Here is a 24486-nt window from a genome sequence, read left to right as displayed (position 1 = left end):
GAGGATTGCCGTCGGCCGGCATCTCACGCGAGCACCGGCCGACGGGCGACTCCGCTACGGCAGCGGAAAGACGGCGCACGTGGTGGTCGCGTGGGCGTACAGCTTCCCGTCCGTGGAGCCGGTGACCCTGGCCTCGGCCGTCGCGGTGGTCCGGCCCGCGTGGATCACGGTTCCCTCGCACCGCAGGCTCGGGGTGTCGGGGAAGACGGGACGCACCATGTTCACGCCGAGCTGGATCGTGGTGTAGGAGCGCCCCGCGGGGAGCGTGGACATCACGGCGCTGCCGAGGGCCGAGTCGAGGAGCGTGGCGAGGAACCCGCCGTGCACGGTGCCCATGGGGTTGAGCAGGTGCTCGGCGGGTTCGCCCACGAAGACGGCCCGGCCGTGCTCGGCCGCCACCAGACGGAAGCCGAGCGTCCCGCAGATCGGTGCCTGCGGGAACCGGCCCTCGACGCACATCCGGAGCACCTCGAGACCCGAGCGGCCGGCGCCGTCGGCGTAGCTGGTGGGCGGCTCCCACGTGTGGGTCCGGGAGCGGACGCCGGGTCCCGCCTCGCGCGGGGCTCCGGTGTCCGACGCCGCGGCGGAGGGCGTTGCTGTCATGGTCGGTGGATCTCCGTGTTCTTCTCGTCGTTCACGTACTCAGGGGGTTCTCGGGGCGTGCGGCGCGTGGCGTGCGGGGCCGCTCAGGGCAGCTTGACCGCGAGCAGGTCGACCGGCCGGATGTCGGGGGCCGAGGCGAGCATGGTGTCCGCGGCGCCCATGAGCGCGGCGGCGATCCGCCCGCGCAGGTGTTCCGTGCGGTCCTCGTCGTTCTCGAAGGTGTCGAAGACACCGAAGGTGGTGGCGTCCTCCCGGAAGGCGAACCAGGTCACGGTCCGCTTCTCCTCCTCGGCGAGGCGCACGGCCTCGGTCAGCATCCGGGCGATGTCGTCGGCGTACTCGGGCTTGGCCTCGATGCGGGCCAGCAGACCGATGTTGTTCATGACGGGATTCCTTCGGCTCGGTGCGGTGCCCTGCGGCACCGGCGACACCACTCACGCTAGGTCGCCGAAGGGCTCGGCCCCCAGTGTCGGAAACGACAGCTCTGATACCGTTCCCGACATGGATGTCTCCGTGCTCGTGTACGACGGCGTGTTCGACTCGGGGCTCTGCGCGGCTCTGGACGTGCTGGAGGCGGCCAACGCCATGCGCGGCGAACTGCCCCAGCCGCCGCCCGCCTGGAACGTCCGGACGATCGCCTTCACCCCGCAGGTGCGCACCGGCGCCGGCCACCTCGTCACGGCGGAGCCCGCGGAGACCGCGAAAGGCACGGAACTGCTCCTCGTGCCCGCACTGGCCGAGCGCAGGCCGGAGGCGCTGCTGGAGCGGGTCGGCGGCGCCGGTCTGGCCGAGGTGCGGGATCTGCTCGCCGAGCACCGGGGCCGGGACGCGCCCGTGGCCTCGGCCTGCACGGGCACCTTCCTGCTCGCCGAGTCGGGCGTGCTCGACGGCCGCCGCGCGACGACCACCTGGTGGCTGGCGCCCGTCTTCCGCCGCCGCTACCCGAAGGTCGTGCTCGACGAGAGCAGCATGGTGACCGCCGCGCAGGGGGTGACCACGGCGGGTGCCGCCTTCGGCCACGTCGATCTGGCGCTCGCCGTCGTGCGGATGGCGAGCCCCGCCCTCGCCGACCTGGTCGCCCGATACCTGGTCGTGGACGAGCGTCCCTCGCAGTCCGCGTACACCATTCCGAGCGCCCTCGCGCAGAGCGACCCGCTGATCGCCGCGTTCGAACACTGGGCGCGCCGGCACCTGGACACGCCGAACAGCCTGGCCGAGGCCGCGCGTGCCCTCGGCGTCAGCGAGCGCACGCTCCAGCGCACGGTCCGCCGGGTGCTGAACACCACGCCCGTACGGTTCGTCCAGGACCTGCGGGTCGAACAGGCCACGCATCTGCTGCGGACCACCGACCTGTCCCTGGAGACCATCGCGCGCAAGGTGGGGTACGAGCACGCCGCCACCCTGCGCGCGCTGCTGCGCGCCCGTACCGGCGCCACCACGGCGGGCCTGCGCACCCGGTGACCGCGGGGGCGCCCAGGCCCTAGCGCAGCACCCTGCCCAGTTCGGCGAGCAGCTGGGCGTCGCCGAACGGCTTGGCCAGCAGTCCGGTGGCGCCGGCCGCCTCGCTCTCGTCCACCTGGGACGGCTCCGGCTTGTCGGTCAGCACGATGATGGGCGTGGAGGCGTAACGCTCGTCCTTGCGCGTCTCGCGGATCAGCGAGACGCCGTCCACCTCCGGAACCCCGATGTCGGTGATGATCACGTCGTAGGTCCCCTGCGCGGCGACGAGGTCCAGCGCGGCCCCGCCGTCGACCGCCTCGGTCACCTCGAAGCCGTTGCGTCGCAGGACGTCCCCGACGGCACGGCGCACTCCGTCGGAATCGTCGACCAGCAGGACCTTCATCGCCACGATGTCCTCCCCGAGTCTCTCCTCCTGAACCTGCCTCTGACCACTCACACATCACCGGAGGTCCGCGAACGAAACCTCACGCCGTGGCATATGTCGACTCGTCAGGCCGGTCCGGTGCGCGGCCGGGCGGCGTGGGCGATCGGAAGGGCGCAGCGGGTGGGTCAGAAGGCGGTGTGGGCGAACCAGCGGTCCAGCGTCTCGGACGGCCCGGTCACCTCGAAGGCGCTGTCCTGGTAGGAGCGGCGCCCGTAGAGCAGGAGCAGGAGGTCGGCGGCCTCGGCCCGCACGGTCGTCCGCGCGTCCGGCGACGCCGCGTCGGCGGCGGCCCGGTCCAGCAGCCGGAAACCGTCGCCGTCCAGCCGGACCCACCACTCCGCACCCCCGTCAGCACCGGTCGCGTCGGCACCATCGCCGCCGGTGGCGGCCCCGGCGCACTGGAACACGATGGTCTCGCCGTCGCCCTTGAGTTCTGCCACGGCAGGGGCGAAGAGGTGGGCGTGGGGCAGGTTGACGAGGAACTCGTCGACTCCGTCGGCCGCCAGCTCCGGATCGAGGGGGGACGCGTGGCCGGTGGACAGCTCCGCGTCGACCCGGTGCACCAGCGTCTCGAACAGCATCCTGCGGGCCCAGAACCGGGCATGCTGGTCCGCGCCCCAGGCCCACATGGGGGCCATCGGGTCCGTGGCCCCCAGCACGGCGGCCACCCGCGGGATGCCCGCCTCCACCCAGCCGGGGTACTCCCCCGCGCTGTCCGGCAGCCCGAGCTCCACTTCACGGCTGCGCGGCGGCTCCTGCACCAGCCGGGACAGCAGGGCGCTGAACCAGCGCTGCAGGCTCCCCACGTGGCGGGTGAGGTCGGCGACGGTCCAGCCCGGGCAGGAGGGCACCGGTGTGGCCGGGTCCACGCCCCGGACCACCTCGGCCAGCCGTGCCGTCTCCCGCTCGATCGCCTGCCGGTACGTCGTGTACGGCAACGGGTGCGCCGCCGATCGGTCGCTAGCCACTTCGCGTCCGCCCTCTCGCTCGCGGGACCCGCCCCGCCCTCGTGGACCGCACCACCACGGTGCCGTCGCGCCGGGCGTCGGCCCGGTCACGGCCTCATGATCCACCATGCCCGTGGGCCGGCCGAGACGGGGTGGGGCACGGGGCTCAGTAACGCTGTGCCTTGGCCAGGCGGGGGGTCAGCGGCGGCTCGCCCGACTTGTGGCTGAACACGATGGGCTGGTTCTTCTGGCCGGGTTCGAGGTTCTCCGCCCCCGTGTACCTGGTCTCCACGACGTGGTGGTCGCTGTCCTCGAAGTCGATCTGGACCGCGTACGACGCCTTCTGGCTGGTCTTGTTGGTGATGGTGACCAGGACGGCGAGGACTCCCCCGGTCTGTGCCGTGGGCATGCCGGTCATGCCGACGTCGGACAGCGCGTTGCCCTGGCCGCTCACGCCCTGGAGTGCCTTCTGGGCGGCCTGCGTCCGCCGGGCGCTCTCCGCCGACACCGACGCCTCGAACTCCGAGGCGCGCGCGGCCGCGGAGGAGGCGGCCGCGGAGACCGAGGCGCGCGCGGAGGAGATGGCCGCGGAGGCCGAGGAGGCCAGGGCCGGGGGCATCGTCCCGGAGAACGACGCCGTGTTCGGCGTGCTCGGCGTCCTGCTCACCGCCGAGCCGGAACCACCGCCGCCACCGCAGCCGGCCAGCGTGGCGGACGCCAGGAAGCACACCAAGAGGACGGAGGGCACGCCGTATCGGCTCGGCCTGCGGGTCCGGACGCGGGAAGGGGCATGCATGCGTTCCTCCAGAACGGGGGGCTTGCAGTCATCGTCCGCGCCGCCCCCGCCACGTGCGAGCCGACCCGGGCCTGACGGGTGACACACCGGGGCCGGCCACTGCCGGATCGCCACCGTCCCCCGACCGCGGGTCACCCGGGAAGGAGGCCGAACAGATTCGCGTAGCGCGCGTTCAGGTACTCCCTCAGTTCCCTGGGGAGGCCGGAGACCAGGGCTTCCACCGTCGGGCGCGCCTGCGGGCCCAGTCGGACGCGGTCCCGGTCGAGCAGGTCGCACAGCAGCGGCAGCAGACGTCGTCCCACCTCGCCGTCCAGGCCGGCCGTGTCGAGTCCGGCGGCGATGCGCGCGTACAACTTGACGACTTCCCCGACCGGCAGCGCCGATCCCGCGTCGAGCCACAGGCACAGCAAATCGTGGACCACGGAGGTGCCGGGGTCGCCTTCGCCACCGTTGAAGGTGGTCACCAGCGGCCCCAGGGCAGCCAGCAGCGGCTGGGCGACCTGCAGCAGTACGCCCTCGTTCGTCCCGGCGGCGAGGTGGGCCTTGTGCCACATGTCGTCCCAGTAGGCCACGTGCCAGGTCACATGCCCCGCCTCCCGGGGCGACACTTGGTACAACCAGTGGGCGTCGACCACTTCGGGACGCGTGGTGTCGTCCTCCTGCCGCAGGCGGATGTGCAGGTCCCGCCCCGCCGCGTCCCGGACGTGACTCACGTTCAGCGCCAGCGCGAAGTCCGCCCACTCGACCTCCGGCAGGGAGGCACGCCACAGCAGCGTGTGGGCGTGCCAGGCGTCACCGGGGTCGTCCTCGGTGGGGAACAGCGTTCCGGCCGTCGTCGCGCCGGTCAGCAGGACGACCAGCATGACCAGGTTCGCGCTGTAGATGCCGTGGCGTGCGGAGACGCGTATCAGGCGCGGGCAGTACGCCGGGTACGGCTGCTTGTCCCGGCGTTGCCGTCCTCGTTCCCAGTGCACCCGGACGACCAGGTCGGCGAGCCGGTGCCGTTCCTCCGGGGAGAGCCTGCCGACGCACGCGCGGGCGAACCGCAGCATCTGCCGTGAGAACAGCGGCGCGAAGGACAGCAGGGTGTAGAGGAGGTCGTCGTCCAGGGGCTCGCCGCTCAGTGACAGGGCGGGGCGGTGGCCGAGCAGCCGTACGAGCTGCTGCACCGCGAGGCGCACAGCGAGGTACTCACCGAACGTGGCGTGCAGGAACTCGTAGCTCGACAGTCGCTCGCCGCCTCGGATGGACTGGGCCCGCTGGACGAAGAAGAACCGGCCGAGCGCGACCTCGGCCTGGTCCAGTGGCTCGCGGAAAGTGTTCGCGCGTTCCTCGGACTTGCCGTAGACGGCTCCGAGGTCGTCCTCCAGCTCTTTGCTGGACACCCATTGACGCCTGCGATTGAGCATGGAGAAGGCGACGATCGACAGCCGCTGCAGCTCGCTCTCGACGCGTTCGTCGACCTGACCGTTCCACAGCGCGTCCACGGTGTCCTTCTGCACCTCGCGCCGCGCGAACGATGTCAGCAGGGCTTCGTAGAGTTCCGCCTCGTCGAGAGGGCGTCCGTCCTCACCCTGGAAGTCGTTCCCGGCGCCGTGGAAGAGCGCGAGCATGGTCAGCAGCAGCGGCTGCTCGGCCAGTCTGCGGTGCGGTGCGATCAACTCCCAGCTGAGGGTGGACAGTCCGCGGGCGACGAGACCGCGGGCGTTGCAGTTGTTCCACTGGCGGATCCACACCTTGATCTGGTCCGGCTGGAAGGGTTCGAGCCGCAGGGCGACCGTTCCGGACGGGTGCTGGGCGCGGTCGGCGACCGCGGTACGGCTCGTCACCAACGCCACCACGGGGCGGCCCTGTTCGCGTTCCCTCTCCTGAAAGCGGGCGACACGCTTGAGGAAGTCGCTCTGCTGGACGCCCGTGGTCTGCAGGAGTTCGTCGAAGCCGTCCAGCAGCAGGACAGGGACTGCCGTACCGGCTGAACGCACGAGTTCCGGCCAGCCGACCCGCTCTCCTGTGGCGTCGCGCACGGCCTGCTCCAGTTGATCCTGGAGGTCGTGGTCGGCCCGCACGTCACGCAGCGCGACACGAACGGGCAGGAAGCCCGTGGCCGGCAACCGGGCCGCGAGGATCATGGTGAGGACGGACTTGCCCGCGCCGGGCTGTCCGAGCACGAGCAGGGGAACGTCCCACAGCCCGGGCGAGGTGAGGGCGCCGGCGAGGTAGTCCGTCAGGTCACGGCGCACAGGTACCTCGGCCCACCATTCCTCGTCAGCGGGGTTGTCGTGGTCGCCGACGGCGCGAACCTTGAAATCGGGGTCCAGGTAGACCTCATCCAGTGTGGGCATGCGCAGGCCTTCGGGAGGCGAGTCGGCAGCGAGGATGTGGCGGCCGAGCGCCGCCCGGGCGGCGCGCGCCAGGGCCTGCGCCGCGTGAACCGGCGGGTGGCTCAGCAATGCGGACGACGACAGGACCTCCTCCAGCCGGGCGAGCGCCCGACGCAGCTCGGCCCTGGTCGCCTGGTGCTCCAACTGCCCCGTCCAGTAGAGAAATTCGGGGGCCTCCTGGACGAGACGGCGGTACAGCTCCTCGTACCGCTCAACCGCGTGGCGTGGCAGGGTGCGGCGCACCGTGTCAGCGGCCGCCTGCCGTTCACCGCTCGGCAGCCGGGCCCACAGATCGAGTCCTTCGAGGAAGCGCACGATGCGAGCGCCCAGGGACTCGTACCAGTGCCCGAGCGCTCCGAGGGTGTCCTCGTACGGAAGGTGTGGGGCGGGACGGGGCGCGTCGACCTGGGCGAGGGTCGGCACCAGCCCTTCCAGTGCCGGCGGCCGGTCGGCCACGAGCCGCACCTGTTCCCGGCGGGTGAGGCGAACGTCGTCCCAGGCGAACGGGAGTTCCGTCTCCTGGAGGACTTCGAAGAAGGCCAGGACGACGATGACCGTGTGGGCCGCGTCCAGCAGTCGGGTGCGCGCCGCCCTCCCGTCCGCCCCGCGCAGACGGTCCCCCAGGCCCCGGGCCGCTGCACGCCCCAGGCCGAGGATGCGTCCACGCTCCCCGAGCATGCCGAGCACCTCGCCGCTCAGGCCGCCCGTGGCCAGGTTGAGTGCCCCGCCGACCGCACGGTCCACGGTCGCCATCGCGGGGGAATCCTGCCCCAGAAGCGCCAGGGCGTCCCCGAACGAAAGCAGCCTGCGCGACACCTCGTACCCCCCGTGAGCAGTCACATACGCAAGGTCAGCATGGTGCCACGGTGGCCCTTTTGAGGGCAGCCGATCGCCCAATTCACCGTGTGGGCCCTCCAGGTACGGCCGCACCGGCGACGTGGGCTCGCCGAGGCCGCGTTCCCGGTGGTCGCGGTCGGAGTGCAGGCGGCCGCCCGGACTCCCGTGTCGGCCGTGGTCGCCGGGCTGCTCGTGGCGGCGCTCGTCGCACTGTCCACCGCCACCGAGAAGGGTCGTGAGAAGGTCTCGGAAAAGGCCTCAGAGGTCGAGGACCACTTCGGTGGCCGGGCGGCTGCAGCAGACCAGGGTGGTGCCGGGCTCGGGAAGGTCCAGCGCCCGACACCAGCGGGGTGAGGCAGGTGTGGCAGACGCCGGTACGTTCTTCCCGCCCCCTTTGCGGTCTCGTCCGGTTCGTGGGCCGGTGCGGACCAGGCGCTCACCAGGCCATGGCGTCGAAGAGCGCGGTCGGGTCCGGTTCCCGGCTCTGGTCCAGTGTCTGCTCGGCCCAGATGACCTTGCCCTGCGGCGCGTAGCGGGTGCCCCATCGGTGAGCGAACTGGGAGACCAGGAACAGGCCGCGGCCTCCCTCGTCGGTGGTGGCCGCGCGCCGCAGCCGGGGTGAGGTGTTGCTGCCGTCCGACACCTCGCAGACCAGGGTGGCGCCCAGCAGTATCCTGACTCGCACCGGTGGGGCGCCGTAGCGGATGGCGTTGGTGAGGAGTTCGCTGAGGATCAGCTCCGTGCTGAACACCGTGTCCTGGAGTCCCCAGTCGTCCAGGCGGCGGCTGACGTCCGCCCGCACCTCGGAGACCGCGCGCACCTCGGACGGCACGTCCCAGGTCGCGACCCGGGACGGGTCGAGGAGCCGGGTCCGGGCGACCAGCAGCGCCACGTCGTCGTTGGGGTGCTCGGGCAGCATCGCCTCCATGAGGGCGCGGCACGTCTCCTCCGGTGTCTGCCCTGCGTGGCCGATGGTCGAGCGGAGGACGGCCAGGCCCTCGTCGATGTCCCGCCCGTGGTTCTCGATCAGGCCGTCGGTGAACAGGACGAGTCGGCTGCCCTCCGGCAGGCGCAGTTCACCGGCCTCGAAGGGGTGGCCGCCCACACCCAGGGGCGGCGAGAGGGGGACGTCGGGGAAGGTCACCGTGCCCTGGGCGTCCACCACGGCGGGCGCGATGTGTCCGGCCCGGGAGAGGGCGCAGGTGCCGGCGACCGGGTCGTAGACCGCGTAGAGGCAGGTGGCGCCGGTGAGGGGCGCGTGGTCGTCACCGACGGTGGCCGTCTGGCTGTCGAGCCGGGTCACCATCTCGTCGAGGTGTCCCAGGAGTTCGTCGGGGGCCAGGTCGAGCGAGGAGAAGTTCAGCACGGCGGTGCGCAGCCGCCCCATGGTCACCGCGGCGTGCAGCCCGTGGCCCACGATGTCGCCGACGACCAGTGCCACCCGGAAGCCGGGCAGCGGGATGACGTCGAACCAGTCCCCGCCCACGCCGGACCGTGCCGGCAGGTAGCGGGAGGCGATCTCCAGGACGTCCTGGTCGGGCAGGTCCAGGGGCAGCAGGCTGCGCTGGAGGGTGACGGCGAGGGCGTGCTCGCGGGAGAAGCGGCGCGCGTTGTCGATCGCCACGGCCGCCCGGGCGACCAGTTCCTCGGCCACCGCGACGTCCTCCTCCTCGAACCGCGGGCTGCCCGTGCCCCGCCAGAAGTTCACGATGCCGAGGACGACGCCGCGCGCCCGCAGCGGCACCGTGATCAGCGAGTGGATGCCGTACTCCAGCGCCTGCCGCGCCCCCTCCGGGTCCTGCGCCCGCCAGTCCTGCGCGGTGTGCAGGTCGGGCACCAGGACGGCCTTGCCGCGTTGCAGGGCGGCCACCATCGGGGTGTCGGCCACCACGAACCGGATCAGGTCGCCCACGGGCTGCAGCGGGTGCCCGGTCCGCGACTCGCGCAGCGCGGTGCGCCGCATCCGGTGGACGGCGCCGGTGGGTTCCTCGCCGCGCAGCACGGAGTCGAGGAGTTCCACGGTGACGACGTCCGCCATGCGCGGGACCGCCACCTCGGCGAGTTCCTCGGCGGTGCGCTCCACGTCGAGGGTGGTGCCGATCCGGGTGCCGGCCTCGTAGAGGAACGCGAGCCGGCCCCGCGCCACCTCGGCCTGGCCGGACAGCGCGGCCAGTTCGGTGGTGTCCCGGAAGGTGGCCACCAGGCCCGGTGCGCCGCCGTACGGCGCGGTGGGCCGGATGTTCACGGCGAGCAGCCGGTCCCCGACCCGGATCACCTCGTCGGAGGCGGCCTCCCCCGCCACCAGCATCCGGGTCAGGCCGGGCCCGAGGCCGAGGTCGGTCACCTGCCGCCGGCCGGTGCCGCCGGGGAGACCGAGCAGCCGGCGGGCCTCGTCGTTGGCGAGCAGCAGCCGTCCGTCGTCGCCGATGATCAGGACCCCTTCGCGCACCGCGTGCAGCACGGCGTCGTGGTGCTCGTACATCTGGGTCATCTCGGCCGGGCCGAGTCCGTGGGTCTGGCGGAGCAACCGCCGGCTGACCAGGGCCGTGCCGGCGGTGGCGAGGACGACGGCCACGGCGCCGGCGCCGAGCAGCATCGGCAGCTGCTGGTCCAGCACATGGCCGAGGGTCTCGTACTGGATCCCGGCGGCGATCATGCCGATCACGCGTCTGCCGGCGTCCATCACGGGGACGACCGCGCGTACGGCGTCGTTCGGCCGTCCGTGGAAGGGTTCCGTGAAGGCCTCCCCCGCGGTGGCGCGGCCGAGGTCCGAGGCCTTGGTGCCGATCAGCGAGGAGTCGGTGTCGGCGATACGGACGCCGCCCCTGTCCAGGACACTCATGAAGTCGACGCCGGATCCCTTTTGCGCCTGCTCCGTCGCCGCCTGGAGCCGTGCCGTGGCGTGCGCCCGCAGGGCGAGTGCCGTTCCGGGCGCGTGGGCGAAGGATTCCGCCGCAGCCAGTGACCGGTCGGCGGCGTTCTGCTGGGCGTCGTACCGGCCCTGGAGGACGACGGCCGTCGCCGAGACCGCGACCACCACCAGCACGATGACGGCCTGGAGCAGGAAGACCTGGGCGGCGAGCGTGCGGACGCTGAGGGACGACATGATGCGGCGGCGGCCCGTCGGCGGCCACGGGCCCGGGCGACGGGACGGCTCGGACGATCTCCGCGTGCCGGGCTGCGCCGCCGCTCGCCTCCGGGGCCGGCGGGAGCGTCCGCTCATGCCCCTGTTGTAACACTGGCGCTCGGCGTCCTGCGACCGGTGCGCCCGCCGACGGGTGGCCGGGGCGGCCCGGGAGGGTTCCGTGACGGCTTCGCCCGGTTCCGTGCACGCGGGACCGGCCCGGTCCCCAGGGCAGGGGGACCGGGCCGGTCGCCTTCTCGGCGCGCGGTGTCAGGCCTGGCGCGCCTTGAAGCGGGGGTTCTTCCTGTTGATGACGAAGACCGTGCCGCGGCGGCGCACCACCTGGGCGCCGGGCTTCGACTTCAGTGAGCGCAGTGACCTGCGTACCTTCATGGCGGGGTGCTCCTCGTGCGGGGATGTGCCGCGGTCAGCGGCGCGGCGTGGCCCGGCGGCCGTAGCGGCGCTCGAAGCGTTCGACGCGGCCGGCGCTGTCCATGACGCGCGCGGTGCCGGTGTAGAAGGGGTGACTGGCCGACGAGACCTCCACGTCGATCAGCGGGTAGGTGACGCCGTCCTCCCACACGATCGTCTTGGACGCCGTGGCGGTCGAACGGGTCAGGAAGAGCGCGTCGGCGGCGCGGTCGCGGAAGACGACGGGCCGGGTTTCGGGGTGGATGCCAGACCTCATGGTGCTTCTCTCCTCGGTGCCGTCCGCCGGGTGGGCGGACGGCGTGGTTCAGCGTTCCTCGCGGAAGGTGACGTGCCGGCCAGCGACCGGGTCGTACTTGCGCAGGACGAGCCGGTCGGGGTCGCTGAGGCGGTTCTTTCGCGTCACGTAGGTGACGCCGGTCCCGGCCGTGGACTTCAGCTTGACGACGGGACGCGCGGTGCTGCGTGCCATGAGGTCCTCCCTTCACATGCCCTCGTGATTGACCTGGGCATGTCATCTATTGCTCTCAACCGTGCGGGGTGCCCCGGTATTCCCGCTTGCCGTCCGGGGTCCCGGCCGGACCTCCGGCCGCCCCTCACGACAGCCCTTGCAACCGCGGGGGCCCCGCGGTCATTCCCGGCCGGGCGGCTGCGGCGCGCGAACCACCGCCGGTAGCGTGGCGCCGAAGTCCAGGTGGCCGACCTGCCCACCTGACCGGTGGCTTCGGCGATCCCGGGCGGCCGGCCCGACAGGTCGGCCCGACCCGCGCACGGAAGGTCACCGCCGATGCCCCAGCCCGCCATGGCCGACGCCCCCGTCACCCACCCGGTCCTCGCCGAGGTCGTCCGCTCCGGATTCGTCGAGGGGCGGCACCGGGGCAGCCTCGTGCTGCTCGCCGCCGACGGCTCGGTGGAACTGGCCCTCGGCGACGTGACCTCACCGGTCTTCCCGCGCTCGTCCAACAAGCCGATGCAGGCCGCGGGCATGCTGCGGGCCGGTCTGGACCTCGCGGGCGAGCGGCTGGCCCTGGCGGCCGCGAGCCACTCCGGTGAGGCCTTCCACCGCGACCTGGTGCGCAGGATGCTCGACGAACACGGGCTGGGTCCCGAACACCTCCAGTGCCCGCCGTCCCTTCCCCTGGACCAGGAGGAACTGGAGTCCCGCCTCGCCGCGGGCCAGGGGCCCGACCGCGTGACCATGAACTGCTCGGGCAAGCACACGGCGATGCTCGCCGCCGCCGCGCTGCGGGGCTGGCCGCTGGACTCCTACCTAGATCCCGCCCACCCGCTCCAGCAGCTCATCCGGACGGTGGTCGAGGAAGCGGCCGGCGAGCCGGTGGCCGCCGTCGGCACCGACGGCTGCGGGGCCCCGCTGATGTCACTCAGCCTGACCGGCCTCGCCCGCGCCTTCCGGTCCTTCGTCCTGGCCGAGCCGGGCACCCCGGAGCGGCGGGTCGCCGACGCCATGCGGGCCCATCCCGAGTACGTCGCGGGCACCCGGCGCCACGACACCTGGCTGATGCGGGAGATACCCGGCGCCCTGTCCAAGGTGGGCGCGGAGGCGGTGCAGGGCCTCGCGCTGCCCGACGGCCGGGCACTGGCCTTGAAGATCGACGACGGCGCCGTCCGCGCGCTGCGCCCGGCACTGGCCCGCGCACTGCGCCTGGCCGGTGTGACGGCACCGGTGACGGAGCGCGTCGGCCATGTGCCGCTGCTGGGCGGCGGTCGGGAGGTGGGAGAGGTACGGGCGGTGTTCTGAGCCGGAGGGCCGCGCCCTGAACCGGTCGGCCGCGTCCTGAGCCGGCCGTGACTCGAGCCGACGGGCCGTGTCACGTACCGGGCGCCCCGGGCGAGCGGCAGCTGTCCCGAACCGCTCGACGGCGTGCCCGACTGCACGGCCCCGACGAGGGCGGCGGCCCTAACCGACCAGGCGGCGGCGCCAGTCCAGCGGTGTGACGGTGATGGCCCGGGACGGGTCGCGGTCCCACTCGGTGTGCAGGCCGGCGGCCTCGAGGGCGGCCACCACCTCGTGGCCGATGGCCGCGGTGGTCTCGGCGGAGCTGTCGAAGCCGCCGTACAGGAGCGCCAGCCCGTGGCCCTCCGCCGCGGATTCCGTGCACTGGGAGTGGAAGTAGACGAAGCCGCGGGCGCCGGGCTCGGCCTCGCCGCCGATCTCCGACTGGCCGCAGTTGCGGCAGCAGGTGAAGTTCTCGCGGGCGGTGACACCGGCCTCATCGAGGGCGGTGAAGGCGCGGGTGAGGCGCTCCGGGTCCGTCTCGCCCTGCCATCCGGCCTGCTCCGCGACACGCTCGAGCCACAGCCCGTCGGCCAGCACCCTCGCCTGCTCACGCGACACGGGCCGGCGGTCCGCCGTCACGAGGTACTCCTCAGCGAGTTCGGCCAGTTCGTCTCGGGAGGCGTAGCCACCGGCGAGCTCCAGGCGTACGCGCTGCTCCAGTTCCGCGCGCTCGGCGTCGTCGAGGTCCAGCGGCGGTACCTCGTGGACGGGGCCCATGTCCAGCGGCGCCCAGTCCGGCCCGGTCTCCCACCCCGGTTCTCGGCGCGCCCAGCCGGTCAGTACGGTGATCACGTCCTCGGCCGCGCCGACCATCGCCTGGAAGTGCCGGTCGGCGGCACCCGCGCGGTACTCCAACTGGTAGTCACCGCCGGTCTCGTGCCAGACCTGGGCGAAGACGTCGGGCAGGTCGGGTACGCGCTGGACCACCAGGAAGTGGTCGCCTTCAGCGCCTATACGCCGGACCAGTCCGGCCAGTTCCTCGGCGGTCACGCGTACGCGCCGCTCCCCGTTCTCCGTCCGCACCGCGATATCGAGCATGCGCAGACTCTGACATACCCCTCTGACAACGCGCCGGACAGGGGGCGCGCGGACGAGGGCGTACATGGCGGACAGGGGGCGCGCGGACGAGGGCGTACATGGGGGTGCGCCGTGGCCCGGGTCGATCCCCGGGCCACGGCGCACCCCTGGCCGTCGGCCGGCTAACGCCGCCGACGTCACCACCGGTACCAACGGCCCCGACGGCCACCGCTGTCCGCGGAGCGGATCACGAAGCCGAGCACCCAGACGATCAGTACGATCACGGCGATCCACCACAGCGCCTTGAGCGCGAAGCCCGCGCCGAAGAGGATCAGGGCCAGCAGAAGAACGAGAAGCAGGGGAACCATAGTTATCAACCTCCGCTGCTCCTGGTGCCCGGCGATCAGGCGAACACGCACGCTATTCGATCTGTTTCTTCACCGAATACGCGGGCACACGTTCCCGTTTCTCCATCGTTCGACGGATCGGGGCGGCGGACGCGTTCGAGCGGCCCGAGCCCGGGAGATAGCCTGTCGATCATGGTGGACTGGGAGTTCCGGCCGGCGTCGGAGGCGGACGTCGAGGCCGTGGCCGAACTGCGGGCCGTGGTGCTGCGAGCGGATCTGGAGCGGCTCGGGCGGTACGACGCGCACCGGGTGCGGCAACGGCTGCGGGACGGGTTCGCGCCCGCGCACACCTGGGTGATCGAGACGGGCGGCGCGTTCGCCGGCTGCGTGTCCCTGCGGCCGGCCGGGGACGCGCACCGGCTCGAGCACTTCTATCTGGCGCCGCACGCGCAGGGCCGCGGTGTCGGCGGCGCCGTGCTGCGGGGGCTGCTGGAGCGGTGCGACCGTGACGGCACCCTCGTCCGGCTGAACGTGCTCCAGGGCAGTCCGGCGCGACGGCTGTACGAGCGGCACGGGTTCGCGGTCGAGACGGAGGACGCCGTCGACGTGTTCATGGTGCGCGAACCGGCCGTCGCCGCCGCGGCCGTCCCGGGGGCCCGCCCCAGCCGGTGAGGGGCGAGGCGGGCGCGGGGTCAGCCGGCGTTCAGCGGCGTCGGCAGACGTTCACCGCCGTCAGACCGTCTCGGAGGAGGCCCGGCGGGGCAGCTTCCAGTTCGGCCGGGGGAAGTGGCAGGTGTAGCCGTTCGGGTAGCGCTCCATGTAGTCCTGGTGCTCCGGTTCGGCCTCCCAGAAGTCGCCCACGGGCTCGACCTCCGTGACCACCTTGCCCGGCCACAGCCCGCTCGCCTCGACGTCCGCGATGGTGTCGACGGCGACGCGGTGCTGCTCCTCGTCCGCGTAGTAGATGGCGGACCGGTAGCTGCGCCCGATGTCGTTACCCTGCCGGTCCCGGGTGGTCGGGTCGTGGATCTGGAAGAAGAACTCCAGGACGTCGCGGTAGCTCGTCGCCGTGGGGTCGAAGAGGATCTCGATGGCCTCGGCGTGGTCGCCGTGGTTGCGGTAGGTGGCGTTCGGCGTGTCGCCGCCGCTGTAGCCCACACGCGTCGCCACCACGCCCGGCTGCTTGCGGATCAGGTCCTGCATGCCCCAGAAACAACCGCCCGCGAGTACGGCTCGCTCGGTTCCCACTGTCATCGGTCGCTCCCTCGTGCTGGACCCTCGGTCCGGCGTGTTCGTCTACGCGCCGGCCGCTCGGTCGTTCGGCCTCTTGTCTGTCGGTGAGCGGCCGGTCGACCGGCCGCTCACGCCGTACTGTCCAACCGGTGACCCGCTCGGATGATTCCCGGCGCCGCCCCTCCCGCCGCCCCCCTCTTTCCGGAGGTCAGGCGGTCTTCCCGGCTCCGTCCGGTACCGGGCCCGCGGCGATCGAGAAGTCGAGCGCGAGGCCGTCCCCGGTCGCGTGCGCCGCGGTCAGCGCCACCCCGCGCGGGAGGCCGGTGACGGCCACGGTCCGGGGCTTCAGCCGGTCCCGCAGTCCCGAGGCGGCGGGAAGGGCGTCGAGGTCCGCCACCGCGACGCTGCGGCCGAGGACGTTCACCGTCGTGGGCGTGACGGTGAACGCGCCGGACGTGGTGGACAGCCCGGCCCGCACGGTGACCGGCAGACCGAGGCGGCCGACGGTTCCGCCGAGGACCAGGTCCCCGTCCTGCCCGCCGGCTGTCAGACCGTCACCCAGCGCGCCCAGGCGCCGGGTCACCTGGTCGTATCCGACGGTCGCGGTCGCGCTGCCACCGGCGGTGTCCCCGTCCGTCGTGACGTCCTTCAGGCGCACGGCCACGTCCATCACGGTGTGCTGACGGTGCACGTCCGCGGCGCTCACCTCGACGTCGCCCACCTCGCCGCCGAGGGTGCGCAGCCCCGCGAGCGGCGTGCTGAGGGAGGCGTGCACGGGTCCGTGCGGCTTGAGCCGGCTCGCGGCCCGGGCGGCGACCCGCTCCTCGGTCCTGTGCTCGACGAGGAGGTCGGTCGCGCAGGTCAGGGCGGTCAGGGCGGCGGCCGCGGCGGCCAGGAGGCGGATCGTTCGCCGGTGGTTCGATGTCACGTGGTCACTCACTCCGGATCGGTCGGTCGGGTTCGAGGCCGAGGGCACGGCGGTCCTGGCCGTCGGAGGCCGGTCGGCACGGCGGCCTCGGCCGTCAGGGGCCGGGCGTCACGGCGGTCTCGGCGTTCGGGAGGCGAACGCCGGGACCGCCGAGGTCAGGCGTGCAGGTCCGGCAGGATCCGGTCGAGCCGGCGGGGCAGCCACCAGTTGGCCCTGCCCATGAGGAACATGGCGGAGGGCACGAGGACGAGGCGCACCACGGTGGCGTCGACGATCACGCTGATCGCCAGTCCGAGGGCGAGCATCTTCACGACGCCGGTCGGCGAGGCGGTGAAGGAGAGGAACACCGCGGTCATGATGAAGGCGGCGGCGGAGATGACGCGCGCGGTCGCGGACAGGCCCTCCCCCACGGCGAGCCGGTTGTCGCCCGTGCGGTGCCACGCCTCGGCGATCCGGGACAGCAGGAAGATCTCGTAGTCCATGGAGAGTCCGAAGACGATGGCGAACATCATCATGGGCACGTACGACTCGATGGGCACCGGCTCCGACAGGCCGAGCAGCGCGTCGCCCCAGCCCCACTGGAAGACCGCGACGAGCACGCCGTAGGACGCGGCCGTGGTGAACAGGTTCAGGACGACGGCTTTCAGGGGGATCACCACGCTGCGGAAGACGGTCATGAGCAGCAGGAAGGCGAGCACCAGGACGATGCCGACGACGATCGGCAGCCGGTCACCGACCGTGGTCCGGAAGTCGGCCTGTCCGGCCACGCTGCCGGTGAGGTAGGCCTCGGCGCCCGTGCCGGTGAGCGCCTTGGGCAGCGTGTGCCCGGAGAGGGTGTGGAGCAGGTCGGCGGTGGCGGCGTCCTGGGGTCCTGTGGTCGGGGTGAGGGTGGTGACGAGGATCCGGCCGTCGTCGCTCGGCCGGACGGGGGCGACGGACGCCACGCCGTCGGCGTCCTTCAGCGCGGTGGTGACGGCGGCGGAGATCCGGTCGGCCGGCGTGTGCGCGCGGCTCACGTCGACCACGGCGACGACCCGGCCGTTCGCGCCCTTGCCGAAGCCAGGCCCGTCGGCGTCCGCGATCCAGTCGTAGGCGGTACGGGTGCTGCTGCCGGGCCGGTCCGCGCCCGCGTCGACGTGGCCGAGCCGCATGGACAGCACCGGTGCGGAGCACAGTCCGAGGACGGCGACTCCGACGGCGAGGAAGGTCCAGGGGCGGCGGGCGACGAGGGCGGCGTAGCGGTGCCAGCCGTCCCGCTCCCCCGTGCTCTCGGCGACGAGGCGGCGCAACCGGAGCGTGTCGACGCGCCTGCCGACCAGGCCGAGGGCGGCCGGCACCAGGGTGAGGGCGGCCGCGGCGGTGACGACGACGGCGAGGGTGGCCGCGAGGCCGATCTTGCCGATGAAGCTGAGTCCGCACGCGTACAGGCTCAGCATGGCGACGGCGACGGTCAGGGCGGCGACGAGGACGGCGCGTCCGCTGGTGCGGGCGGTGCGGGCGGCGGCCTCGACCGGTTCGTGTCCGTCGATGAGGTCCTGGCGGAACCGGGTGGTCAGGAAGAGGGCGTAGTCGATGCCGACGCCGAGGCCGATCATGCCGGCGAGGGTCGTGGCGGAGGTCGCGAAGGAGATCGTGCCGGCGACGATCCCGACGATGCCCAGGCCGGCTCCGACGCTGATCAGCGCGGTGCCCAGGGGCAGCAGGGCGGCGAAAACGCTGCCGAAGGCCAGGAGCAGGATGGCGAGGGCGGTGACGACGCCGACGCCCTCGCTCAGTTTGTCGTCGGCGGGTTCCCTGACCACCTGTTCCAGGTCGCCGCCGTAGGCGACGCCGAGGCCCGCGGCCCGGGCGGGCTCGGTCGCCGTGTCGAGGCGCGCGGTGTAGGCGTGGCCGAGGTCCTTCAGCTGTTCGTCGAAGGAGACGGTGGTGTAGGCGGTGCGGCCGTCGGCGCTGGTCACGAGCGCGGAGGCATCGGTGACGTGGGGCAGGCCGCGCAGGTCCGCGAGGGTGCGGTCGACCGCGGACCCGTGGTCGGCGACGGTGCCGGTGCCGGTGTGGAGCACGACGAGGCCGCTGGGCCGGCCGGCTTCGGGCAGGGAGCGGGCGAGGAGGTCGGCGCCGGTGTGGGAGGCGGTGCCGGGCAGGCTGACCTGGTCGCTGAAGGTGGGTGCGGCGAGGTGCCGTCCGGCCAGGGCGGCGACGAGGACCAGCAGCCAGGCGGCCACGACCGCGGCCGGATGCCGGGCGCAGAAGCCGCCGAGACGGCCGAGTGCGCCCTGCCCCTCGGCGGGCCGGGGGCACGGGCGCGTCTCGGCGCGTCCTTCCGGCGGCACGGGGAGGAGCCGGATGGGTCGGGGCACGTTCGCCTCCAAGAAAAGTGTCACGGGTGACACGAATGCTAGGGCGAAGTGTCATGCATGACAATTGGCATGGGTGACATTCCCTGTGGCGGAGTGGCACGCGCGTCGATTGACAGTGGCGACACCGGGGCGGGAGGCTCGCCCCATGCCGAGTGAGATCACCCCCGCTGGACTGCGCGAACGCAAGAAGGAGGAGACCCGGCGCCTTCTGCTGGAGGGGGCGGCGCGGCTGTTCCGGGAACGGGGGTTCGAGGGCACGACGGTCGCGGACATCGCCGCGCAGGCGAACGTCTCCGTGCGCACGTTCTTCCGCTACTTCGACGGCAAGGAGGCGCTGCTGCTGCCGGACGGCGTGCAGATCTTCGCCTACGTCGAGAACGCCCTGTCCGAGCGGCCCGCGGACGAGGAACCCCTGGACGCGGTGTGCAACGCGCTGCTGGCGGCGGCCGAGCCCTTCTCCGCCTCCACCCTGACCGCCCTCGGCCACCCGGTGGAGGACCTGGAGAACGTCGTCACCGCCCGCCTGGTGCAGGCGTTCTCCGACTTCGAGGAACGGCTCACCGTCCTGGTGCGGCGCAGACTGCCCCCCGACACGCCCGACGCCGACCTCCAGGCGGCCGTGATCGCGTGCGCCGCCCTGTCCGCGGTGCGCGCGGTGCTGCGGACCCGCCGGGCACGCCGGGCGGCCGGCATCGAGGACACCGGACCGGCGCCGCTGCGGCGGGCGTTCGCCCTGCTGCGCGGGATGGGATCCGTCGAACGGCCGTGACGGCGCGTGGAACGGGCGCGCACCGTGCAGTCTGGACTGGGTCGCCGGGAGTCGGCGGCCGGGCTTCGACGAGCAGGGAGCGCTCATGGCGTCGAGCGGTGCCGAGCCGGGCGGAGCCGCCGCCCGCGAGGGCCACTACGGAGAGGATCTCTTCGAACCGGAGGACCCCGCCGAGGCGGGGCGGATCGACGCCGCCGCGCTGGTCTTCGACCCGTTCACGACGAGTCGGCTGCGGGCGCTCGGCGTGGGGCCGGGCAGCCGGTGCCTCGAAGTGGGGGCCGGGACCGGGACCGTGGCGCGCTGGCTGCTCCAGGAGGCGGACGTCGCGCAGGTGGTCGCCCTGGACCGGGACACGAGCGGCCTGGAGGCCCTGACGGACCCGCGGCTGCGCGTGGTCACCGCCGACCTCACCGACGAGGGCCTGGGACTGGGCGGCTTCGACCTGATCCACGCCCGGTTCGTCCTCATGCACCTGCCCGAGCGGCGCCGGCTCGTCTCGCGGCTCGCGGGATGGCTGAACCCGGGCGGCCTGCTGGTGCTCGGGGACGCGGTGGAGGTGCCGGACACCGCGGAGCCCGCCTCCGCCTACCGGCGGACCATGGACGCCATGTGGCGAGCCCTGCGGTCGACGATCGGCACCGACACGTCGTCCGTCCCCGCCTACCCGCGCTTCCTACGGGAGGAGGGCCTGCGCGACGTCGCCGCCGAACTGCGCTGCCCGCCGCTGGTCGCGGGCGGCCCCCTCGCGCGGTTCTGGGCGGAGACGTGGCGCCGGATGCGGCCCGAACTGGAGGCGACCGGGCTGGTGGACGCCTCCGTCGTCGACGAGGCGCTGGCCTACCTCTCCTCGCCGGACCTCGCCGAACTCGGCCCCGGCATGGTGATGGCGTGGGGGCGGGCCCCGGACACGCCACGCCCCGGCCGGTGACGGAAGGTCACCGGCCGGGGCGAAGGGACGAGTTCACCGTCTGCGGGACCAGGTGGAGCCGATTCCCGCGACGTGCAGAGCCAGTGCGGTCAGCCCCAGCAGCATGACGTTGACCGAGGAGAACGTCTGGTTGGTGCTGATGTCCGCCGCGTTGATGAGGAACGCGATGAAGAACAGTACGGCCGCGCCTATGCCGAGCATGGGTGGATTCCTCTCGTGAGAACTTCCTTCCCTGCCCCGTCTGCCCCGGCGCGCGGAGTGCAGACCGGTCAGGGGTGCGGGACTTCGCGGGGAGGCGGGGTCCCGTACCCCTGCCCGCATGTCAGGCGCAGCCCGCCGGCTGCGGCCGCGACGCGTCGTCGATCAGCGCGTCCTGCGCCGCCTTCAGACGGCGCACGTCGGGCTTGACCACCTTGCGGTCGTACGTCATCAGGCCGTTCAGCTCGCCCTCGACGTCCGTGATCTGCGTGTACACCGCGCCGTTGCCGCCACGGCAGGCCAGCGCGTGCACCTCGCCCAGCTTCTGCAGGTAGTCGTCGGTGTAGGTGCTCGGGTCGACGTCGACGTACGACTGCTGCACCGACCAGGCGTGACCGGGCACGGCGAGGCCGAGACCGCCGTACTCGCCCGCCACCAGGGCACGTTCGCCGTCCGGGTGCGGCGGCAGGGCCGGACTCGGATAGCCGTGCTCGTCCATGATGTCGCCGGCTCCGCCGTCCGCGCCCAGGTTCAGGCCGGACATGTTGTCGACCAGGCGGGTCGGGTCCCAGGACTTGGCCTGGGTGGCGACGCGGCCGACGTCGTACTGGCCCCAGCCCTCGTTGAAGACCACCCACATGACGACCGCCGGGCTGCTGATGTGCTCGTCGATCATCTGCTTCATCTCGCGTTCGTACTCGGCGCGAGCGGCGGTCGAGGGGTTCACGCCCGCCGTCATGGCCGGCATGTCCTGCCACACCATCAGGCCGAGCCGGTCGGCCCAGTAGAACCAGCGGTCGGGTTCCACCTTGATGTGCTTGCGGACGGCGTTGAAGCCCATCTTCTTGTGCATCTTCAGGTCGTAGGCCAGTGCCGCGTCGCTCGGCGCGGTGTGCAGGCCGTCCGGCCAGAAGCCCTGGTCCAGGGTGGCCATCATGAAGACCGGCTTGCCGTTGAGGACCGTGCGCGGGACGCCGTCGATCTTCTGGACGGCGATGGACCGCATGCCGAAGTAGCTGCCGACACGGTCGTCACCGACGCTCACCTTCAGGTCGTACAGAAAGGGGTCGTCCGGCGACCACAGGCGTGCGTGCGGGATGCGCAGGGTGAGGGGCTCACCGGTGCGGCCGCTCGCCGCGGCCACCTTGCGCTTCCCGGCGTACGCGGTCGCCGTGACCCGCACCCCGTCGCGCACGCCCTGCGGCTCGACGGTGAGCGTGCCGGCGTCGACGTCCGGGGTCAGCTTGAGCTGGTCGACGTGGTCGGACGCGACGGGTTCCAGCCACACCGTCTGCCAGATGCCGGAGGACGGGGTGTACCAGATGCCGCTGGGGTCCAGGCGCTGCTTGCCGAGCGGCGGGTTCTCCCCGTTCGCGGCGTCGGTCGGGTCGTAGACGCCGACGATCAGCTCCTGGGTGCGGCCGGGCTTGAGGGCGTGGGTGATGTCGGCGCTGAACTTGTCGTAGCCGCCCTTGTGTTCGGCGACCCTGGTGCCGTTGACGTAGACCTCGGCCTGCCAGTCGACGGCGCCGAAGTTCAGCCGGAGCCGCCGGTGGTCGCCGATCTTCCAGCCGGCGGGGACGGTGAAGGTGCGGCGGTACCACATGCGGTCCTCGTGCCGTTCGATCCCTGAGAGCTGGGACTCGACGGGGTACGGGACGAGGATCCGCTCACCGAGGGTGCGGCCCACCGGCGGCCCCTCGCCGGCCTTGGCCGCGGCGAACTGCCAGCTGCCGTCGAGGTTCTGCCAGGAGGCGCGGGTGAGTTGGGGCCTCGGGTACTCGCGGTGGGCGTTGGCCGGGGTGACGTCGTCGGCCCACTTGGTGCGCAGCTCGTAGGTGGAGTGGTTGGCGCCGCTGCTCCAGAAGGCGCTGACAACGTTGCCGTCCGTGCCGGACAGACCGCCCTGGCCGTCGTAGCGGACGTCGGCGAGGCCGGGCGCGGTCCCGGACTTGTTGCCGACCACGGGCTGCTTCAGGGAGACGAGCACGGATCTGGGGTCGGCCGGGTCCGGGCGGGCGGTGCCCAGCGGCCAGGCCGCGCCGCCGATGACGGCGTGCAGGTGGTCGGTGAGGCCGGCGGCCGGGGTGGCCAGGGACTGGGCGAAGTCCAGTCGCAGGGTGCGGCCGTCCTTGAGGACGGTGGTGTCGATGGCGCCGTCGTAGGCGTAGCCCTCGGGCAGCAGGAACGCCGACTGCGGCACGGCGGTCTTGGTGCCGCCGGGCGGCGTCCAGCGCAGGTGGAGGTTGGAGCCCCCGTAGTGCTCGAAGTACTCGACCTTGATGTCGTAGGCCTTGCCGGCGGTCAACTCGACCGGGGTGCCGCTCTGTTCGCGGTCCCAGTCGTCGACCCAGTGGTCGATGACCAGCTTGCCGTCGACCCACAGGCGGAATCCGTTGTCGCCGATGATCGAAAAGGTGGTGGCGCCGGTCTTCTCCGGCACGACGCGGCCGGTCCAGCGGACGCTGACGTCGTCGGACTGCCCGGTGGCCGAGTTCAGCCGGGACTCCAGGGAGTCGAAGTCCAGCCGGGGGTCGAATCCGGTGGCCTTGAGGTGGGCGAAGTCGAAGGCGCCGGGGGCGGACTGGGTGTAGTACTCGCCCTTCAGGCCGTGGACCGCGACGGGGTCCTCGGCGGCGGTGGCGGTCGGGGCCGCGGTCAGGCCGGCCAGGCCCAGCGCGGCCGCGAGCAGGAGGGACAGGCGGTTTCTGAGTTGCTTGGTGCGCACGGATCTCCCTTGGCTGAGGAAGGGTGGCGGCTCACTGCTTCAGTCTGTACAACGTTGGAAGCAACGGCAGTTGGCATGAGAGCACGCCTCCCGGCCGCTGTCCAGGGTCATGACATGGCTCCGGTCCCCGGAGCTCCCATCGATGCCGAGGAGATCCCCTTGCGGGTCAGCCTGAAGGACGTGGCCGAACGGGCCGGCGTCTCGATCAAGACGGTGTCCAACGTCGTGAACAACTATCCGCACGTCACACCGGGTATGCGGGCCAGGGTGCAGGCGGCCATCGACGAGCTGGGCTACCGGCCGAACCTGACGGCCCGGCACCTGCGCAAGGGCCGGACCGGCATCATCGCGCTGGCCGTCCCCGAGTTGGGAAACCCGTACTTCGCCGAATTGGCGAGCGCGGTGATCGACGCGGCGGCGGAGCACGAGTACACGGTGCTGCTGGACCACACCCGGGGCAGGCGCGAGCAGGAGGTGCTGGTCAGCCAGGGGTTCCGGGCCCGGGTGATCGACGGGCTCATCCTGAGCCCGCTGGAACTGGAGGCCGCCGACCTCCAGGGCCGGTCCGACGACGTGCCGCTGGTGCTGCTCGGCGAGCGCGAGTACGAGGCGCCGCACGACCACATCGCCATCGACAACGTGGCCGCCGCGCGGGCCGCGGTACGCCATCTGCTCGGCCGCGGCCGTACCCGCATCGCCTACCTGGGCGCCCGCACCGACGCCGCCAACCAACCCGCCCACTTGCGACTCGTCGGCTGGCGCGCGGAGTTGGCCGCCGCGGGAGTCCCCGCGCCGGACGACCTGGTGGTGCCGGTCGGCGGCTGGGACCGGGACGACGGCGCGCGGGCGATGGCCCAGCTACTCGACTCGGGGGTGCGGCCCGACGCGGTGTTCGCGCTGAACGACCTGATCGCGATCGGTGCGATGCGGGTGCTGCACGAGCGGGGGCTGCGGGTGCCGTGGGACGTCGCCGTGGTCGGGTTCGACGACATCGCCGAAGGCCGCTTCGGTGCCGTCACGCTGACCACGATCTCGCCGGACAAGCAGGCCATCGCGCGGATGGCGGTGGCCTCGCTGCTGCGCAGTCTGTCGGGCCGCGGTGAGCCCGGCGGACGTGAACTCACCGCGGAATTCGTGCTGGTGGAGCGGGAGAGCACCCTCGGGCGGCGTTGATCGTG

General features: G+C 72.6%; 23 protein-coding genes. 6 read left to right on the top strand and 17 right to left on the bottom strand.

The features are described from left to right. Window positions 1-54: 54 nt before the first annotated feature. Window positions 55-603, bottom strand: coding sequence for a PaaI family thioesterase (locus tag PV343_RS10655; RefSeq protein ID WP_319146590.1), 549 nt, complete (start codon window positions 601-603; stop codon window positions 55-57). Between the two features lie 83 nt (window positions 604-686). Continuing rightward, complete coding sequence (locus PV343_RS10650) at window positions 687-986, bottom strand: putative quinol monooxygenase (RefSeq protein WP_133923213.1); 300 nt, start codon at window positions 984-986, stop codon at window positions 687-689. Window positions 987-1104: 118 nt separating this feature from the next. On the opposite strand from PV343_RS10650, the gene PV343_RS10645 reads away from it, so the two are divergent. Beyond that, window positions 1105-2064, top strand: coding sequence for a GlxA family transcriptional regulator (locus PV343_RS10645; protein ID WP_319146588.1), 960 nt, complete (start codon window positions 1105-1107; stop codon window positions 2062-2064). Window positions 2065-2083: 19 nt separating this feature from the next. Here the strand turns inward: PV343_RS10645 and PV343_RS10640 are convergent, their stop codons facing one another. The 8 genes from PV343_RS10640 to rpmG all read right to left on the bottom strand — a co-directional run bounded on the left by PV343_RS10640 (window position 2084) and on the right by rpmG (window position 11474). Continuing rightward, the gene (locus PV343_RS10640; RefSeq protein WP_319146687.1) at window positions 2084-2446 is read right to left on the bottom strand and encodes a response regulator; all 363 of its coding nucleotides are present in this window, start codon (window positions 2444-2446) and stop codon (window positions 2084-2086) included. 167 nt (window positions 2447-2613) lie between these two features. Then, a complete protein-coding gene (locus PV343_RS10635) occupies window positions 2614-3456 on the bottom strand; it encodes a maleylpyruvate isomerase family mycothiol-dependent enzyme (RefSeq protein ID WP_319146587.1) in 843 nt (280 codons plus the stop codon). Window positions 3457-3601: 145 nt separating this feature from the next. Next, window positions 3602-4231, bottom strand: a complete 630-nt coding sequence (locus PV343_RS10630; RefSeq protein ID WP_319146586.1) for a hypothetical protein — start codon at window positions 4229-4231, stop codon at window positions 3602-3604. Window positions 4232-4362: 131 nt separating this feature from the next. Next, window positions 4363-7365 (bottom strand): hypothetical protein, encoded by a 3003-nt coding sequence (locus tag PV343_RS10625; protein ID WP_319146585.1) that lies wholly within the window; start codon window positions 7363-7365, stop codon window positions 4363-4365. A gap of 520 nt (window positions 7366-7885) precedes the next feature. Further along, complete coding sequence (locus PV343_RS10620) at window positions 7886-10555, bottom strand: SpoIIE family protein phosphatase (protein ID WP_319146584.1); 2670 nt, start codon at window positions 10553-10555, stop codon at window positions 7886-7888. A 288-nt stretch (window positions 10556-10843) separates the two neighbouring features. Beyond that, window positions 10844-10966: a type B 50S ribosomal protein L36 gene (gene ykgO, locus PV343_RS10615; RefSeq protein ID WP_020937900.1), complete on the bottom strand. Its 123-nt coding sequence runs from the start codon at window positions 10964-10966 to the stop codon at window positions 10844-10846. A 34-nt stretch (window positions 10967-11000) separates the two neighbouring features. Then, a complete protein-coding gene (locus PV343_RS10610) occupies window positions 11001-11261 on the bottom strand; it encodes a type B 50S ribosomal protein L31 (protein ID WP_319146583.1) in 261 nt (86 codons plus the stop codon). Window positions 11262-11309: 48 nt separating this feature from the next. Beyond that, entirely contained in the window at window positions 11310-11474 is a 165-nt protein-coding gene (rpmG, locus tag PV343_RS10605; protein ID WP_020937902.1) for a 50S ribosomal protein L33, read from the bottom strand. A 315-nt stretch (window positions 11475-11789) separates the two neighbouring features. Here rpmG and PV343_RS10600 point away from each other — a divergent pair, with 315 nt between their 5' ends. Next, window positions 11790-12761, top strand: coding sequence for an asparaginase (locus PV343_RS10600; RefSeq protein WP_319146582.1), 972 nt, complete (start codon window positions 11790-11792; stop codon window positions 12759-12761). A gap of 159 nt (window positions 12762-12920) precedes the next feature. On the opposite strand, the gene PV343_RS10595 is transcribed toward PV343_RS10600, so the two are convergent. Together PV343_RS10595 and PV343_RS10590 are read right to left on the bottom strand one after the other, a co-directional pair. Further along, the gene (locus PV343_RS10595) at window positions 12921-13838 is read right to left on the bottom strand and encodes a DUF6891 domain-containing protein (protein ID WP_319146581.1); all 918 of its coding nucleotides are present in this window, start codon (window positions 13836-13838) and stop codon (window positions 12921-12923) included. Between the two features lie 176 nt (window positions 13839-14014). Then, entirely contained in the window at window positions 14015-14185 is a 171-nt protein-coding gene (locus PV343_RS10590; RefSeq protein WP_020937905.1) for a hypothetical protein, read from the bottom strand. A gap of 171 nt (window positions 14186-14356) precedes the next feature. Between PV343_RS10590 and PV343_RS10585 the strand changes: the two genes are divergently transcribed. Then, window positions 14357-14836, top strand: coding sequence for a GNAT family N-acetyltransferase (locus PV343_RS10585; RefSeq protein WP_319146580.1), 480 nt, complete (start codon window positions 14357-14359; stop codon window positions 14834-14836). A gap of 60 nt (window positions 14837-14896) precedes the next feature. On the opposite strand, the gene msrA is transcribed toward PV343_RS10585, so the two are convergent. From msrA to PV343_RS10570, 3 genes are all read right to left on the bottom strand, one after another. Further along, a complete protein-coding gene (msrA, locus tag PV343_RS10580; RefSeq protein ID WP_319146579.1) occupies window positions 14897-15418 on the bottom strand; it encodes a peptide-methionine (S)-S-oxide reductase MsrA in 522 nt (173 codons plus the stop codon). A gap of 187 nt (window positions 15419-15605) precedes the next feature. After that, window positions 15606-16325, bottom strand: a complete 720-nt coding sequence (locus tag PV343_RS10575) for an LmeA family phospholipid-binding protein (RefSeq protein ID WP_319146578.1) — start codon at window positions 16323-16325, stop codon at window positions 15606-15608. Window positions 16326-16480: 155 nt separating this feature from the next. Beyond that, complete coding sequence (locus PV343_RS10570; RefSeq protein WP_319146577.1) at window positions 16481-18685, bottom strand: MMPL family transporter; 2205 nt, start codon at window positions 18683-18685, stop codon at window positions 16481-16483. Between the two features lie 145 nt (window positions 18686-18830). On the opposite strand from PV343_RS10570, the gene PV343_RS10565 reads away from it, so the two are divergent. Continuing rightward, window positions 18831-19454 carry a TetR/AcrR family transcriptional regulator gene (locus PV343_RS10565; protein ID WP_319146576.1) on the top strand — a complete coding sequence of 208 codons (624 nt, stop codon included), beginning with the start codon at window positions 18831-18833 and terminating at the stop codon, window positions 19452-19454. Window positions 19455-19539: 85 nt separating this feature from the next. Continuing rightward, entirely contained in the window at window positions 19540-20382 is an 843-nt protein-coding gene (locus PV343_RS10560) for a class I SAM-dependent methyltransferase (protein WP_319146575.1), read from the top strand. A gap of 33 nt (window positions 20383-20415) precedes the next feature. Here the strand turns inward: PV343_RS10560 and PV343_RS10555 are convergent, their stop codons facing one another. Together PV343_RS10555 and PV343_RS10550 are read right to left on the bottom strand one after the other, a co-directional pair. Beyond that, window positions 20416-20583, bottom strand: coding sequence for a hypothetical protein (locus PV343_RS10555; RefSeq protein ID WP_020937912.1), 168 nt, complete (start codon window positions 20581-20583; stop codon window positions 20416-20418). A 121-nt stretch (window positions 20584-20704) separates the two neighbouring features. Next, window positions 20705-23308, bottom strand: a complete 2604-nt coding sequence (locus tag PV343_RS10550) for a PA14 domain-containing protein (protein ID WP_319146574.1) — start codon at window positions 23306-23308, stop codon at window positions 20705-20707. Between the two features lie 159 nt (window positions 23309-23467). Between PV343_RS10550 and PV343_RS10545 the strand changes: the two genes are divergently transcribed. Further along, the gene (locus PV343_RS10545) at window positions 23468-24481 is read left to right on the top strand and encodes a LacI family DNA-binding transcriptional regulator (protein ID WP_133923420.1); all 1014 of its coding nucleotides are present in this window, start codon (window positions 23468-23470) and stop codon (window positions 24479-24481) included. Window positions 24482-24486: the final 5 nt, after the last annotated feature.

This window comes from Streptomyces sp. WI03-4A (assembly GCF_033792105.1).
In the GTDB taxonomy this organism is placed as follows: domain Bacteria; phylum Actinomycetota; class Actinomycetes; order Streptomycetales; family Streptomycetaceae; genus Streptomyces; species Streptomyces collinus_A.
The sequence above is the reverse complement of the archived record's forward strand: the minus strand, read 5'-3'. Positions and strand labels throughout refer to the sequence as shown.